Source organism: Zoogloea sp., from assembly GCF_041914405.1.
Lineage (GTDB): Bacteria > Pseudomonadota > Gammaproteobacteria > Burkholderiales > Rhodocyclaceae > Zoogloea.
Map to the genome: position 1 here is coordinate 97,367 of NZ_JAYSDK010000003.1, position 15,316 is coordinate 112,682.

Annotated in this window: 12 protein-coding genes; 6 read left to right on the forward strand and 6 right to left on the reverse strand. The window is 69.7% G+C overall.

Translation table 11 applies throughout. From position 1 onward, the window contains the following. Positions 1-15: 15 nt before the first annotated feature. Complete coding sequence (locus ACE3RX_RS02790) at positions 16-747, forward strand: fumarate reductase iron-sulfur subunit (RefSeq protein WP_374480087.1); 732 nt, start codon at positions 16-18, stop codon at positions 745-747. Between the two features lie 4 nt (positions 748-751). Here the strand turns inward: ACE3RX_RS02790 and ACE3RX_RS02795 are convergent, their stop codons facing one another. The 3 genes from ACE3RX_RS02795 to ada all read right to left on the reverse strand — a co-directional run bounded on the left by ACE3RX_RS02795 (position 752) and on the right by ada (position 3,531). Then, positions 752-1,624: a DNA-3-methyladenine glycosylase gene (locus ACE3RX_RS02795; RefSeq protein ID WP_374480089.1), complete on the reverse strand. Its 873-nt coding sequence runs from the start codon at positions 1,622-1,624 to the stop codon at positions 752-754. Positions 1,625-1,819: 195 nt separating this feature from the next. Further along, positions 1,820-2,461: a DNA oxidative demethylase AlkB gene (gene alkB, locus ACE3RX_RS02800; RefSeq protein ID WP_374480091.1), complete on the reverse strand. Its 642-nt coding sequence runs from the start codon at positions 2,459-2,461 to the stop codon at positions 1,820-1,822. Continuing rightward, positions 2,458-3,531, reverse strand: a complete 1,074-nt coding sequence (gene ada / locus ACE3RX_RS02805) for a bifunctional DNA-binding transcriptional regulator/O6-methylguanine-DNA methyltransferase Ada (protein ID WP_374480093.1) — start codon at positions 3,529-3,531, stop codon at positions 2,458-2,460. The genes alkB and ada overlap by 4 nt, the downstream gene beginning before the upstream one ends. 242 nt (positions 3,532-3,773) lie before the next feature. Between ada and ACE3RX_RS02810 the strand changes: the two genes are divergently transcribed. Both ACE3RX_RS02810 and ACE3RX_RS02815 read left to right on the forward strand, forming a co-directional pair. After that, positions 3,774-5,291: an aldehyde dehydrogenase family protein gene (locus ACE3RX_RS02810; RefSeq protein ID WP_374480095.1), complete on the forward strand. Its 1,518-nt coding sequence runs from the start codon at positions 3,774-3,776 to the stop codon at positions 5,289-5,291. Between the two features lie 74 nt (positions 5,292-5,365). Beyond that, entirely contained in the window at positions 5,366-6,034 is a 669-nt protein-coding gene (locus ACE3RX_RS02815; protein ID WP_374480097.1) for a hypothetical protein, read from the forward strand. 13 nt (positions 6,035-6,047) lie between these two features. On the opposite strand, the gene ACE3RX_RS02820 is transcribed toward ACE3RX_RS02815, so the two are convergent. Then, on the reverse strand, positions 6,048-6,953 hold the full coding sequence (locus ACE3RX_RS02820; RefSeq protein WP_374480099.1) for a pyridoxamine 5'-phosphate oxidase family protein: 906 nt from the start codon (positions 6,951-6,953) through the stop codon (positions 6,048-6,050). Between the two features lie 5 nt (positions 6,954-6,958). Further along, a complete protein-coding gene (locus ACE3RX_RS02825) occupies positions 6,959-7,591 on the reverse strand; it encodes a glutathione S-transferase family protein (RefSeq protein ID WP_374480101.1) in 633 nt (210 codons plus the stop codon). Positions 7,592-7,697: 106 nt separating this feature from the next. Between ACE3RX_RS02825 and ACE3RX_RS02830 the strand changes: the two genes are divergently transcribed. The 3 genes from ACE3RX_RS02830 (at position 7,698) to ACE3RX_RS02840 (ending at position 12,880) form a co-directional block, all read left to right on the forward strand. Next, entirely contained in the window at positions 7,698-8,579 is an 882-nt protein-coding gene (locus tag ACE3RX_RS02830; protein ID WP_374480103.1) for a LysR family transcriptional regulator, read from the forward strand. A 99-nt stretch (positions 8,580-8,678) separates the two neighbouring features. After that, positions 8,679-10,526 (forward strand): tetratricopeptide repeat protein, encoded by a 1,848-nt coding sequence (locus ACE3RX_RS02835; protein ID WP_374480105.1) that lies wholly within the window; start codon positions 8,679-8,681, stop codon positions 10,524-10,526. Next, complete coding sequence (locus ACE3RX_RS02840; protein ID WP_374480107.1) at positions 10,523-12,880, forward strand: tetratricopeptide repeat protein; 2,358 nt, start codon at positions 10,523-10,525, stop codon at positions 12,878-12,880. The genes ACE3RX_RS02835 and ACE3RX_RS02840 overlap by 4 nt, the downstream gene beginning before the upstream one ends. A gap of 18 nt (positions 12,881-12,898) precedes the next feature. Here the strand turns inward: ACE3RX_RS02840 and ovoA are convergent, their stop codons facing one another. Beyond that, a complete protein-coding gene (gene ovoA, locus ACE3RX_RS02845; RefSeq protein WP_374480109.1) occupies positions 12,899-15,298 on the reverse strand; it encodes a 5-histidylcysteine sulfoxide synthase in 2,400 nt (799 codons plus the stop codon). Between the last annotated feature and the right edge of the window lie 18 nt (positions 15,299-15,316).

A 15,316-nucleotide genomic window follows, 5' to 3' on the forward strand; every position in this document is an offset into this window, starting at 1 on the left:
GTGGAGAACGATGCCATGACTACTGACACGTCCCGTCAGCTGACCTTGCGAATCCTGCGCAGCAGCCCGAGCGAAGGGATCGAGCCCCACTGGCAGGACTTCCGCGTCGAGGAGGCGGAGGGCATGACCCTGTTCATCGCCCTCAACGAAGTCCGCGACACCCTCGATCCGTCCCTGCAGTTCGACTTCGTCTGCAGGGCCGGCATCTGCGGCAGCTGCGGCATGCTCATCGACGGTCGGCCGGGCCTGGCTTGCCGCAGCCTGACCCGCGACTTCGGGCCGCTGATCACGCTGGCGCCGCTGCCGGTGTTCTCGTTGATCGGCGACCTGTCGGTGGACACCGGCAGCTGGATGCGCGGCACCGCCGAGCGCCTGGAAACCTGGATCCACAGCCAGGCCGAGCCCGACCTCACTGCCGTCGAGGCGCCGATGGCCCCGGAACTGGCCGAGGCCATCTATGAGCTGGACCGTTGCATCGAATGCGGTTGCTGCGTGGCGGGCTGCGGCACGCTGCGCATGCGCGAGGACTTCGTCGGCGCGGTGGGCCTCAACAAGATCGCCCGTTTCCGTCTCGACCCCCGCGATGAGCGCAGCGACGAGGACTACTACGAACTGATCGGCGACGACGCCGGCGTGTTCGGCTGTATGTCCCTGCTCGGCTGCCACGATGTCTGCCCCAAGGGGCTGCCGCTGCAGACCCAGATCGCCTTCCTGCGCCGCAAGATGGTGGCGGTCGGGTTCAAGTAGGCTTTTACGTATCTTTCGCGGCCGCCCACAGGTGCGCCGCGGCCAGTGCGCGCCACGGCGCAAAGTCGGCGAGCCAGGTTTTGGTTTCGGCCTCGCCGACTTTTTCTTCCCTTCCCAGCAGTTTCTGCAGGCCGCGGCGCACCGCCGCGTCGCCATGCAGCGAGCCATCCAGATGCGCGAAGCCGCGCAGCAACGCGTAATCCACTGTCCATGGGCCGATACCGCGGATGGCCAGCAGGCGCTCGCGGATCTCCTCGGCGGGCGTGGTGGTGAGCCAGGCCTCCAGCGGCAGCTTGCCGTCGGCAACTAGGCGGGCGAGCCTCAGCAGCGTGTCGGCCTTGGCTTGCGACAGGCCGGCGCTGCGCAGGTGAGCCTCGTCCTGCGCGGCAAATTGCGCCGCGTCCGGGTAGCAGGCCAGGCCGCCGCTGTGACGGACCCCGACGCAGGCGATCAGCCGGCGGCGTATGGAAATCGCCGCTGCGGTGCTGATCTGCTGGCCGGTGACAGCCCAGCTGAGTGCCTCGAAGGGCGTCGCGGCTTGCGGCACGCGCAGTCCGGCGTGGTGAGCCAGCAGCGGGCCGAGCTGGGGATGGTGGCGGTGGGCCGCCTCGAAGGCGTCCACCGGCTGGTCGAGGCCCAGGACGTGCCGGGCCAGGCCAGCAACCGCCCCGGCGCTGGCTGGCGGGCCGTCCACCTCCAGTTCCACGTCAACCTGGCCGGGCTGGAAGGCGACCCGCAGGCAGGCCGGCGCGCCGTGCCAGAGAAGCCCCTTCGCAAAGCCGTTGGCATCGATCCGCTCGGCCAGCTGCTGCGGGTCGCGGGCCTGGAAGGCCAGAATGTCGGCGGGCCGGAAGGAGGCGGGAAGGGAGAGACGCATGGCCGTGATCCTTGATGGAGCCGTGGAGTAGGTGCGGGCTCGGTGCTCAGATCCCTGGCTCAGGGGCTGATTCAATGGTTTGGACTATGGTTTCGACTGTAGGGGCGAATTCATTCGCCCTCTGTCGGTTCCAGGACCTCCGCGGGCGAATGAATTCGCCCCCACGGGAAGCAGGAGGGCGTACCCGGCCCATCGTCAGCCCGCCTTCCTGAAGGTCAGGTTGATGCGGCACGCACCGGTGGCCGGGTGCTGGCCGTCCAGCAGCGGCAGCACGCCGTGGAAGCGCAGCCGCGCCGGGCCGCCCCACACCAGCACGTCGCCGTGGCTCAAGGTGAGGCGCGCGGCTTTGTCGCTGCGGGCGAGGCCGCCGAACAGGAAGGTGACCGGCAGGCCGAGGGACACGGACACGATGGGCTGGGTGAAGTCCTGCTCGTCTCGGTCCTGGTGCAGGGACATCCGGGTGCCCGGCGCGTAGCGGTTGATCAGGCAGGCATCCGGTACGAAATCGGGGAAGCCCGCCTGCGCTGCCGCGGCGCCGGCGAGGCGCAGCAGGCGCGGAGAGAGCGGCGGCCACGGCTGGCCACTGTCCGGGTCGGCGGCCGCGTAGCGGTAGCCGTGGCGGTCGCTGATCCAGCCAAGGCTGCCGCAGTTGCTCATCGTTACAGACATCGGCTGGCCGCCCGGTGTGAACATCCGGCGGAACGGTGCGCGGGCGGTGACGGCTTGTACGTCGGCGAGGATAGCCTCCGCGTCGGCCAGCGCGAAAGCGTGCAGCAGCACAGCGCCGGGGGCGATGGGTTGGCACGGGTCGGTCGCCGCGAAGAGATCGAGGGTCATGGTCGGGCTTCACGTTCGAGCAGGGCCTGCTTGCGTTCGACGCCCCAGCGGTAGCCGGCCAGGCCGCCGTCGTTGCGTACCACCCGATGGCAGGGCACGGCCACCGCCAGCGTGTTGGCGGCACAGGCGCCGGCCACGGCGCGCACCGCCCGCGGCAGGCCGAGCCGGTGGGCCAGCTCGGTGTAGCTCAGCCGGCTGCCGGCCGGGATCTCCCGCAGCGCGTGCCAGACGCGCAGCTGGAAGGCGGTGCCGCGCAGGTCCAGCGGCAGGTCGAGGCCCTGGGCGGGGCTTTCGACTAAGCCGGCCACCTGGGCCACCAGTGCGGCGAAGTCCGGGTCGTCGCCGACCAACTTGGCGTGGGGGAAGCGGTCCTGCAGTTCGCGGGCGAGGGCGTCTGCGTCGTCGCCGAGGCTGATCGCGCAGACGCCGTGCGGGCTGGCAGCAACGAGGAGGGCGCCGAGGGCGCTCTGGCCGATCGCGAAGCGGATCTCGGTGTTGGCGCCACCGGCCCGGTACTGGCTCGGCGTCATGCCCAGCGCGGCGTCGGTGTCGGCGTAAAAGCGTCCGCTGGAGGCGTAGCCGGCGTCGTACTGGGCGGCGCTGACCGATGGGCTGGCGGCGAGGCCGTCGCGTAGGCGACGGGCCCGTAGCGCGGCGGCGTAGGCGCGGGGGGTGAGGCCGGTCCTCGCCTTGAAAAGACGCTGCAGGTGGAAGGGGCTGAGCTGGGCCTGGCGGGCAAGTTCGTCCAGGTTTGGCACGTGATCGGCGCTTTCGATGAAGCGGCACAGCTCGGCGATGAGCCTGCCCTGGCGCTCGGCGAGGGGCGGCAGGTCCGGCCGGCAGCGCCGGCAGGGGCGGAAGCCCGCGGCCTCGGCGTCCGCCGCGCTGGCGTGGAAGGCCACGTTTTCCGGGCGCGGCCGGCGCGAACCGCAGGATGGACGGCAATACACGCCGGTGCTCTTCACCGAATAGAAGAAGCGGCCGTCGGCCGTCGGGTCGCGGGCCAGCACCGCGGCCCAGCGTGGATCGGCCAGGGTCCGGGCGGCATGGCTGTTGAGAGGGGCGTCCATGGTCGGGTCTTGATGGGATGCTGCGATACCCGAAATCTAGCCCTTGCCGGGCCAGCTTGCACTCCGCGGCTTGCTTTTGAATTGCGGGGCTGTCGTTGGGGCGAATTCATTCGCCCTCCCAGCGTGGATCCACCTCCGCGGGCGAATGAATTCGCCCCAACGGGGAATGCGCCTGACCCTGCCGGGATTGTTCCTGGCTCCCGCGTGTCCAACCGCCGTGATCACCTTGCCGGGAGGGCGCCATGCTGCATCCGCTGTTGTCTTCCGAAGTCGCTGCACTGTTCGCTGGCTTTGGTCTGCCGGCGCCGGGGGCGGGCAGCCTGGTGGCTCGCTCGCCGATCGACGGCAGCCGCATCGGCAGTTGCGTGGAGTGTGACGACCTGGATGCCGTGGTGGCCCGGGCGCGGGTGGCGTTCCTGGCCTGGCGGGAGGTCCCGGCGCCGCGCCGTGGTGAACTGCTGCGGCGCTTCGGCGAGGTGCTGCGTCGGCATAAGGCAGCGCTGGGCCGGCTGGTCAGCATCGAGAGCGGCAAGATCCTGTCCGAAGGGCAGGGCGAGGTGCAGGAGATGATCGACATGTGCGACTTCGCGGTCGGCCTGTCGCGCCAGCTCTACGGCCTGACGATGGCCAGCGAGCGGCCCGGTCATCGCCTGATGGAAAGTTGGCATCCCCTCGGCGTGTGCGGCGTCATCAGTGCCTTCAATTTTCCGGTTGCGGTATGGGCATGGAATGCTGCGCTGGCCTTGGTGTGCGGCAATGCGGTGGTGTGGAAACCGTCGTCGCGCACGCCCCTGTGTGCACTGGCCTGCCAGGGCTTGCTGGAACAGGCGATAGCCGAGGCGGGCGACGTGCCGCCGCACCTCAGCCAAGTGGTGATCGGCCCCGGGGCCCTTGGCACGGCGCTGGCCGACCATCCGGATGTGGCGCTGCTGTCGGCGACCGGCTCGACGGCGATGGGGCGCAGCGTGGCGCCGCGGGTGGCCGCCCGCTTCGGGCGCTGCCTGCTGGAGCTGGGCGGCAACAACGGAATGATCGTGGCGCCTAGCGCCGACTTGGAGCTGGCGCTGCTGGCCATCGTCTTTTCCGCCGCCGGTACCGCCGGACAGCGCTGCACGACCTTGCGCCGCCTGATCGTGCACGAGTCCGTCGCGGCGTGCCTGCTGCCGCGCCTCGTGGCGGCCTTCGCCAGTCTGCCGGTTGGTCATCCGCTGGAATCCGCCACGCTTGTCGGCCCGCTGATCGACAGTGCAGCTGTCGATGCCCATCGGGCGGCGCTGGTCCAGGCCCACGTCGAGGGCGGCTGCGTGCATGGCGGCGAGGTGGTGGCGGTGGCCAACTGCCCGGACGGCTGCTACGTGCGCCCGGCGCTGGTGGAGATGCCCGGGCAGACAGCGCTGGTGCGCCGAGAGACCTTTAGCCCGATCCTCTACGTGCTGCGCTACCGCACGCTGGACGAGGCAATCGCGCTGCACAACGGTGTGCCCCAGGGCCTGGCATCGGCGATCTTCACCACCGATCTGCGGGAGGCGGAACGCTTCCTGTCGGCGGCCGGCAGCGACTGCGGCATCGCCAACGTGAACATCGGTCCGTCCGGCGCCGAGATCGGCGGCGCCTTCGGCGGCGAGAAGGAGACCGGCGGCGGCCGTGAGGCCGGGGCGGACGCGTGGCGCGCCTACATGCGGCGGGCCACCAACACCATCAACTATTCCAGCGCGCTGCCGCTGGCCCAGGGCGTGCGTTTCGATGCGCCGAACGCTTGAGCGCATGGGCCCTGCAAGCGTCGTCAGCTGTTAGGCTGTGGTCCCGCCACGTGCGAGTTTTCGATCCCGAACCGATGCGTCTCCTGCCCCTGCTGCTCGCCCTGTTCTGCTGCAACAGCTTCGCCGACGTCTGCGACGAGCTGCCGAAGCCGTCGGTGACGGTGAAGCTGCACGAGGAGCCGGTCGGGCTGGACACCGTGACCGGCTTGCGCACCCTCAGCCTGATGGGGCCGCGTTCCCTGCAGGAAGGGCAGCGGGTGCTGGGCCTGACGCGGGGGGCGGCCATCGTGCGTTTCGAGACCAAGGTGGTGTCCCGCGTCGATGCCTCCCGCCAGTGGGAATGCGCCAGTCCGCAGATCAGCATGACCTACGGATTCAGTCCGCTGACCGTGTATGTGGCGAAGGAGTTTCCGAAGGACAGCTGCGCCTACCGGGAGATCTACCAGCACGAGCAGCGCCACGTGGACGCCTATCGCCAGCACCTGGCCAGTATCGAGAAGGAGCTGGCCGACACCTTGTCTCGCCGCTTCACCACCGGTGGCCCGTGGCGCGGCCCGGTCGGGCAGGCGCGGGCGCGCATCGCCGGCGAGCTTGAGGAACGCTGGAGCCCTTACGTGCGGCGCGAGATCAACAAGGTGGAGCTGGTGCAGGCACAGATCGACACGCCGGAGGAATACCGCCGCGTGGCCGAGCGCTGCGACGGTGCCATCAAGAAGATCACCCTGCAGGCGCTGCAGCGCTGAACTGCATGCCCGGTCAGGCGGGCGGCGGCTGCCAGCGCAGGGCCGCGGCCCGCCGGGCGAGGCGGCTCGTACGTACGTGCAGACGCAGCAGGCGCCGGGCTTCGGGAAAGGCGGCGAGGGCGGCCGCGTCGTCGACGATCTCCGCATCGGCGGCCAGCCAGGCCAGGTCGCCACGGGCGAAATCGATGAACAGCAGGCCGGCGCGCGGGGCCAGCAGAAGGTTGCCGAGGGTGTTGAAGTAGTTGTTGCCGGCCAGGTCGGGCACCGTCAGCGTGTCGCCGTCTATGCGCACGAAGCCGGCCGGGCCGCCCCGGTGGGAGACATCCACGCCGTGGGCCGGCAGGCCGTCGTCGTCCGGGTGGGCGCTGGCGATGAAGAAGGTGTCGGCCGCTGCGACCAGCGTGCGCACGGGGTCGCCCAGCCCAGTGAAATCCAGGCTTTCAGGTCGGGCTTCCTGTCCGGGTGCGTACTCGGCCTGGCGCGGCTCGATGTACTTCGGGCAGTTGCCGAAGCTCTGTTCGACATGGATGTCGATTCCCACGCCATCAACCGCGACGACCCGCCCGTTGGCCCGGTTGCGGCGTCGCGTGTGGGCCTCGATGCCGAGCAGGCCGACGCGGGCGCCCGCCTGCAGCAGACCTTCCAGTGGATCGCCGGCCGGCGGCAGCGCGGCGATGCGCAGGCGGTCGTCCGCCGGCGCGGTGATGAAGCCCGGTGCGCCGGCCAGCAGCGAGGCCCACGGCTGGCCGGCGCCATCCACCGCGCCGGCCACGACGAAGGGCAACTGGCCGAAGAAGGTCTGGTGGGTTTCCGGCATCGCCGGCCGGATCACCCGCGGGCCGACCTCGGCCAGCCGTTCCCGGCTGCCGGCGCGGGCCTGCAGGGTTTCTTCGCCGGTGTGGAAGCTGGGGCCAGCCATGGTCGTCAGGCCGCCAGGCCGATGGCGGTAGCCGGCATCGGGATGAAGCCTGGCAGCGCTTCCACGCGGGCCAGCCAGGCGCGGATGTTCGGGTAGTCGGCCAGCGACACATTGCCTTCCGGCGCGTGGGCGATGTAGGTGTGGTTGGCCACGTCGGCGATGGTGGCGTGCTCGCCGACGAGGAAGGGGCGTTCGGCCAGCTCCTTCTCCATCACCGCAAACAGCGCGTGGGCGCGGGCGATGACTTCCCTCGGGTTGAAGTCCATGCCGAACACCGTGACCAGGCGGGCTGCGCAGGGGCCGTAGGCAACCTGCCCGGAGGCTACCGACAGCCAGCGCTGGACCTGGGCCGCGCCGGCCGGGTCGGTCGGCAGCCAGCTTGGGTCGCCGTAACGGCGGGCCAGGTAGACGAGGATCGCGGTGGAGTCGGCGATGGTCAGGTCGCCGTCCTGGATCACCGGCACCTGGCCGAAGGCATTCATCGCCAGGTAGGCGGGTGTCTTCTGCTCGCCGCCGGCCAGGTCCACGTCGATCGGCTCGACGGGCAGGCCGAGCAGGGACAGGAAGAGCTCGGCCCGGTGGCTGTGGCCGGAGAGCGGGAAGCGGTACAGCTTGATCGGCTGGGCGGGGGTGTTCATGGTTTCTTCCTTTGGTGTGGGTGATGGCAGCTAGTGTGCGTTGATCCGATTTGTGGATAAATGGCGCAGTTCTGATTTCACTTATCCAATAGATGGAGTAATAGCCATGGACAAGCTGAAGGCTATGGCGACCTTCGTGCGCATCGCCGACGACGGCAGCCTCAGCGCCGCGGCGCGCAGCCTGGGCAGTTCGCTGCCGGCAGTGGTGCGCACGCTGGCGGCGCTTGAGGCCGAGCTGGGCGTGCGCCTGTTCAACCGCACGACGCGCCGCATCGCGCTGACCGAGGAAGGGCGGCACTACCTGGCGAGCTGCCGCAATCTGCTGGCTTCTCTCGACGAGGCGGAAGCCGCCTTGAAGGAGGAGGCTGGCGAGCTGTCCGGCCAGCTCACGGTGACGGCGCCGGTGCTGTTCGGGCAGATGTACGTGGCGCCGGCGGTGAACCGCTTCATGCTGCGCCACGAACAGCTGCGCTGCCGTCTGCTGCTCTTCGACCGGGTCGTGAACCTGCTGGAAGAAGGCATCGACGTGGGCATCCGCATCGGCGCGCTGGAGGATTCGACGCTGATCGCCCAGCCGGTTGGCGCGGTGCGGCGCATGGTGGTGGCCAGTCCGGACTACCTGCACGGCCGTACGTTACCTGTGCATCCGAAGGATCTGCTGCAGGCCGACTGCATCGGTTTCTTGTCGGGTTCGGGGGGCTGGTGGCGCTTTGAGGACAAGGGGCGCTCCTTCGGCGTGCCAGTGAAGGGGCGGCTGGAGTTCAACCATGTGGCGCCGGCGGTGGATGCCTGCGTGGCCGGGCTCGGCTTCGGCTGCTTCCTGTCGTACCAGATCGCCGGCCACCTCGCCGCGGGGCGGCTGCGGCCTGTGCTGGAGGATTTCGAGCCGACGCCGCGGCCGGTCAGCGTGGTCTACCCGCACGCGCGCCTGCTGCCGGCGCGAGTGCGGGTGTTCGTCGACTGGATGCGCGAGGCACTGGCGATGTGAGGCGCTTCACCCTGGCCGCTCAGCAGCGATGGTAATGTTGTCGGTATAAATTCGAACGCCATCGATGGGATGCTTCCCGTCGCCACGGGAGCTGCGGGAATGCCACTGTCCCTTCGTCTGTCGCGATACCTTGCCGCCAAGGGCTGGGTGCTCGGGATGTGCTGCCTTTCCGGCACCCTGCTGGGGCCAGCGGCGGCCCAGGCTCTGAGCCCCCAGCAGGTCTTCAACCTGGTGTCGCCGGCCGTCGCCGTGCTGGAAGTAGCCGGCGGCGAAGGCCAGCCGACGGTCGCCCTGAGCGCCACCGAGATCGGGGCCGGGCGCTTCGTTTCAGTCTGTGAAGGACTGGATGGCGCCAGCGTCCTGAATCTGAAGCTTGGCGGGCAGGTTCATGCAGGGCGCCTTGCCGCCCGGGACCGGGAGCGCAACCTGTGCCTAGTCGTCGTGGAAGGCCTGCCGTCGTCCGGCGTGGCTCTGCGGCGGAGCCTGCCAGCCACCGGAAGCCGCGTTTTCGCGCTGTCGAATGCGCTGGGGCTGGGCGTCGGGATTTCCGAGGGGGTGGTGGCCGGCGTCCGGCGCTATCCGGCGGGGAACCTGATTCAGTTCACCGCGCCGATCTCGCCGGGGTCCGAAGGCGGGGCGCTGGTGGATGAGTCGGGTGCCGTGGTGGGCATCATCGACTACCGCCGCCGCGACGGCCAGAACGTCAATTTCGCCGCCGCGATCAGCTGGAGCGACGAGATCGAGGCACGTGCCGCCGCTGCTGCCGCGGCCCTGCAGCGCTACGACGCGGCGGCCCTGTTGATGAAGCAGGGCAAATGGCAGGAACTGGATGCGCAGGTGACCGAGTGGATTCGCCGCGAGCCTGGCAGTACCGATGCCTGGCGCTTCCGGGTCGCCGCGGCCCACGGCCTCAAGCAGGCCGAACGGGAGCTGGAGGCCTGGACTGCGCTGCGCCGGATCGCGCCGGAGCGCGCCGAGTGGGGGATCGGCCTGGTGTCGGCACTGCTGGCTGGCGGACGGCGGGACGAGGCGCTCGCGCTGGCCGGTACGCTGGCCACCGAGCACCGGGAGCTGGCGGTGGTGCACCTGGTCCTCGGGCGGGTGCGTACGGCCGCCCGCCTCAACAAGGAAGCCGAGGCGGCCTACCGTACCGCCATCGAGCTCGACCCCTGGCTGATCGAGGCCTACCGTGGCCTGGCGGAACTGGCCCAGCTGCGCGGGGATCATGCCACCTCGATCTCGATCTGGTCGCGGATTTCCGGGCTGTACCCGGAGGCGCCGGGGCCGCGTTTCGGCCTGGCACGGGCCTACATCAACGCCGCCCAGCCCGCCCGTGCCCTCGCGGTACTCGAACGCCTGCCGGAGGCGGAGCGGGACGGCGCGTCGGCCTGGTTCTGGCGCGGCATCGCGCTGGCCGCGCTGGAGCGTCCGGAGGCAGCCATCGAGGCTTATCAGGCATGCCTGGCACGCCGTTTCGAGGAGCCCGGCCAGGCGTGGGCGGGGATCGGATTTGCGCACTACCGCCTGAAGAATTACCCCGACGCCATCGCCGCCTTCAAGGCAGCCGTGGAGGCCCAGCCCGCGCAGGATGACTGGCGCTACCAGCTGGGTGTCACGCTGAAGGACGGCGGCCGCCCGGCCGAGGCCCTGGCCCTGTTCGACGAACTGGCGACGCGGGTGCCCGGTGAGGCACGCAACTGGCGCCAGAAGGGTTTCACGCTGAGCATCCTGGCGCGCCATCAGGAAGCCCTGCCGGCACTGGAGCGTTCGCTGCAGCTCGACCCCGCCCAGCTGAAGGTGTGGGGTGCCCTGCTGGAGGCCCAGCAGGCGCTGGGCCAGCGGGATGCCGCGCGCAACACCTACGACAGGATGCGGGCGATCGACGGCAAGGCCGCGGAAGAGGCCTACCTCAACTATCTATCCCCTTATGAGGAGGTCGCCCGATGAGAATGGCGGCAGTGCTGGGACTCGTGCTTGCCGGTCTAACCGGAGGGCACGCGTCGGCCGGGGAGGAAGGAGACGCCCAGCGCGTCTTTGCACGGGTGTCGTCCTCCGTGGTGACGATCAAGACGGTGGACGAGCAGGGGAAGGCCGCGGCCCAGGGGAGCGGTGTGGTGGTCGGGGCCGGACTGGTGGCGACCAACTGCCACGTGATCGAGGACGCGAGCGGGATCCGTGTGCTGGCTGGTTCGCACGAACTGGCTGGTCGCTGGTTGCGTCGCAATGCGCCGGCGGACCTGTGCCTGCTGGCCGTCGCTGGCTTGACGGCCGCGCCGGTGCCCTTGCGCCAGGTGGACGGGCAGGCCGTCGGGGAGGCTGTGTTCGCGGTCGGAAACCCTCTCGGCTTCGGCTTGGCGGTGAGTGCGGGCCTGCTCGCCAGTGTCAGGCTCGAACTGCCGCAGCCCTTCCTCGTCGCGACCGCGCCCCAGTCGCCCGGCTCCAGCGGCGGCGGGCTGTTCGACCGGGACGGGCGGCTGGTCGGCATCACCCGGGCGGTGCTCGGTACCGGCCAGAACTTCAACATGATCCTGCCGGCCGCGCAGGTGGCGCGCATCCTGGTCGGTGGTGACGAGCCGCCCCCTGCGCCGGCGCTGCCAGCGCCGGAGCGGGCCTGGATGACGGAGGCGGAGGCTCTCATCGCCGCCCGGAAATGGGCGGAACTCGAGCCCCACGCGCGGGCCTGGATGGCCGCCCGGCCGCGCTCCGCGCACGCCGCTTTCCTGCATGCCAGCAGCCTCGTGGAACTGCAGCGCCCCAGCGAGGCGGAGCCCAGCCTGTTGAGAGCCCTTGAGCTTGACCGCGATCACGCCCAGGCGTGGGAGCTGCTGGCCTCAGTGCAGTATCGTCGCGGCGCACGCGACGAAGCCGAGAAGTCCATGCAGGAGGCGGCGCGCCGTCAGCCTTTCAGTGCCTGGGCTCCCTTGTTGCGTTCCAGCTGGCTTTACGAGGAAGGCCGTCTGGCCGAGGCCGAGACATACGCGAAGGAGGCCATCCGGCGGAATCCCGGCAGCGTTTCCCCGTGGCGCCAGCTCGGGCTGATCGAAGACCGGCTGGGCAAGCGGGACGATGCCTTGAAGGCGTTTGCGACCGCTCTGCGCCTCGGGGACCCGGACAGCACGGCGCGGCGGCGCCTGGCCGAGCTCTACGCCGAAACCGGCCGGCCCGACGAAGCCCGCCGCGTGGCGCGTGATGCCGCGATAAGCCGCAACGATTCCGAAAAGACGCAGCTCGCCCTCGGCTTTGCGGAACTCAATCGGGGGCGCCTGCGGCCCGCCGAGGAGGCCATGCGCAGGGCTGTTGAACTGGCGCCGGAGTCGGCCGATGCCTGGACCGGGCTCGGCGCAGTGCTGATGAAGCTGACACGGGTTGCGGAAGCGGAGAAGGCCTTCGATCAGGCGGTCCGGCTGGCTCCCGGCCAGGCCAACCACCTTGCCAACCGGAGCATGGTCCGGCTGGAGCTCAAGCGCGTGCAGCGAGCCCTCGACGACGCCCTGAAAGCCATCGAGCTCGATCCGAAGAGCGTGGGAGGGTGGCGCCAGGCGGCGCTGGCCTACCTGGCCGCCGGCAAGCCGCGGGAGGCTGGCATGGCCTTTCAGAAACTCGAGGGCTTGAGCAGCGTGACCCCGGACGAGCGGGTTTCGTGGGCGGAAAGCTTGCTCGGCACCGGCAATCCGGACCAGGCGCTGGCCATGGTGCGGCAGGCCGAGGCGGCCGATCCGAAACTGCTGCGCATGTGCTTGACGACCGCCAAGATCCTGGGGGCCAAGGGGGACGTGGAAGGCGCTTTGCGCTATGAACTCAGGGCCATCGAGATCGATCCCGTCAATGTGCTGGCCTGGAGCGGGAAGGGTTTTGCGCTGATGAGGCTGGGCCGCCTGCCCGAAGCGCTGGAGGCGCTGGAAACCGCGGTGCGTCTCGACCCCGAGCAGGTCAATGCGTGGGTCAATCTGGGGGAAGCCCAGTTGCGCAGTCGCAACCTCGGGCGGGCCATCCAGGCCCTGGAAAAGGCGATCAGCCTGAAGCCGTCGGCGATGGATGCACGCATCCACCTGGCCCAGGCCTATCTCGGCGCGCGTCTGTTCCAGAAAGCCCGTACACAGGTGGAGAGCGTGCTCGAGACGCAGCCGAACCTGGCTCCGGCGCTAGGCCTGTTGACCATGAGCTACCTGGCAGAGGGGAACGGCGCGGCTGCCGCCGCGGCCTTCCAGCGCTTCAGGCAAACCGCGCCGGAGGCCGCGAGGGCGCTGCGGGCCCAGGCGCTTGGCAGCGGCCTGCCGGCGGCCCGCAGCCTGCCGGAGTAGTTCAGGCTGGCCCGGGGGTCAGCGCTCCCGCTGCCACAGCATGCCGTGGGTCACGATGAACTGATACTTGCGGGCATGCTCGCGGATCACCAGCGGCACCTCTTCCTCCCGGCGCAGCACGAAGCCTTCGGCGGCGAGGAAGGCCTTGAGGGTGTCGGCGCTGCGTACCGCCCTGCCGTCCTTCTCGTAGCCGCCTAGCCAGGATTCCCTCGGCGTGAACTGCTCCAGCCATGAGTAGGGCGAGAACAGGGCGACCAGGCCACCGACCTTGACCAGCCCACGCGGCCCGCCGAGGCGGCCGAGCAGGGCCATCGGGCTGGGCAGTCGGCACAGCAGGTTGGCCAGCAGCACCGCGTCGAAATCGGCCAGCTCGGCCGGTAGCGAACAGGCGTCGGCCTGGCGGAAGCGCACCCGACTGCGCTCGATGGCCGGGTCGATGCGGGCCGTCACGGTTTCACCCAGATCGCCCTCGTCACTGCGGAAGTACGGCCGGCTGCCGTCTTTCAAGAGTGTGCCGGCGGCGTCGATGAAGGCGCGGGACAGGTCGACGCCAAGCACTTCGCCGAAGCCACGGGCCAGCTCGAAGGTCCCTCCGCCGACGGCACAACCGATGTCCAGGGCGCGGGCTGTGCCGGTGCCGTATTGCCGGGCGCCGTCGAGCAGCCAGTCGGCGCAGCGTTGCGGGAAGGATGTGGCGCGCTGGGGGCCGCCGGCCCAGGGCATCTGGGTTTGCGGCTCACCGTGGTGGAGCAGCATGTAGTCGTCCACCATGCGGGTGTCTTCATACACCTGGCTGGCGCTGCCTTCGCCGCCCAGTTTGACCACGTGGCCGTCGTGAGCGGCCTGCACGACGCGGAAGCCGGCGTGCTGGAAAAAGTGGGGGCGGAAGTGAAAGCGCGCCCACACGCTGGCCTCGTCGCCACAGGAGATCCACGAGCCGCCGAGGATCATCTGGTGCTGGCCGTCGTAGCAGGGCGTCGAGAAGTCGTCGTAGTAGGGATGGACGCGTGCGCCGGGCAGTGGGTTGAAATCGTCCCCATGCCATTGCCAGACGTTGCCGAACACGTCGTGCACGCCGGCCAGGCTGGGGCTGGCGGCATCCACCGGCCACGGGGAGCCGTGGGCGAGCTGACTGTTCCAGCCGTAGACGGCGGCGAGGGCTGCGCCGTCGTGGCGGGCGGGGGGATCGGTCTCGGCCCACGAGGCGTCGCGCAGCGCGTGGTGCTCGGCCTCGGTGGGCAGCCTACAGGGGATGCCGTCGCGGGCGCTGCGCCAGGCGCAGTAGGCAGCGGCCTCGTGGGCATTGACCTCGGCCGGCCAGTGCCACGGCATCTCGATGGTCTCGAACAGGGTGCGCAGCGTGTAGCGGTGCAGGCCGGCGGGGCCGTCCGGTACCCAGAAACAGGGCCATTTGCTGTTGCGGAAGCCGCGCCATTCCCAGCCGGCTTCGGTCCAGTACTGGCGCTCCAGGTAGCCACCGTTCTGGATGAATTCGAGGAAGGCGCCGTTGCTGACCAGCTGGTTCTCCACTTTGAAGGTTTGCAGCGCCACACGCCGCTCGCCGTATTCATTGTCCCAGCCGAAGCTCGGCCAGCTGCGCGGCTTGCCGATCTTGACCACGGTGGCTGGGATTTCGAGCAGGCGCGGGGCTGGAAAGTCCTGCCCGGCCTGCGGCGGAAAGTGGGCCGCCACGCCGGCGCTGGGGTGCAGGGCCGGCCATTCTTCCGGGCGCCGCACATCGTCGAGGGGCAGTTCGCGGATCAACACCGAGGAGGTCTCGATGTGGATGCGCTCGTGCTCGAAGCCCATGAACAGCGCCCACAACGGGTCGTCCATGGTGATGGGGGCATGGCCGCGGACGAGGCCAGGGTGGGTCTCGATGAGGCGCCGCACCGTGAGGTAGACCTGCTGGCGGTAGGTATGCACCTCCGCGAAGCTTGGCCACAGCATCTCGTTCTTCGACATGTCGTCCCAGCGCATTTCATCCACGCCAGTCTCGAAAATGCGTTCGAAGTAGGGATTGACCGGGTTGTCGATGAGGCCGGCGACGCGCAGCTTGTTGATGTATAGCGCCGCCGGGTGGCCGTAGTAGAAGACCATTGGGTGGCGCAAATGATGGTAGGGCGGGCGGTAGAAGGCTTCCTCGCCCTGCAGGCTGGCAAACAGCACCTCGGTCAGCGTCCAGCCGTTGTCGAAGGTGGCCAGTACCGTTTCGCGGGTACAGGTGGCGAGGTCGGGCTGGGGCAGGGCGGTGAGGCGGCCATCCGGCTGCAGGCCGGGGCAGTTCTCCGGGGCCAGCCCGGTCCACCACCAGGCCGGGCGCGGGCCGCGCAGCAGCGCGTCGTGTTCGCCGCGGAGGTTCTGGCGCCAGGGTTCGATGGCGCTCGGGATGTCCGGTTCGAGATTCGGGTGCTGCATGCAGGTCTCCTGGAAATT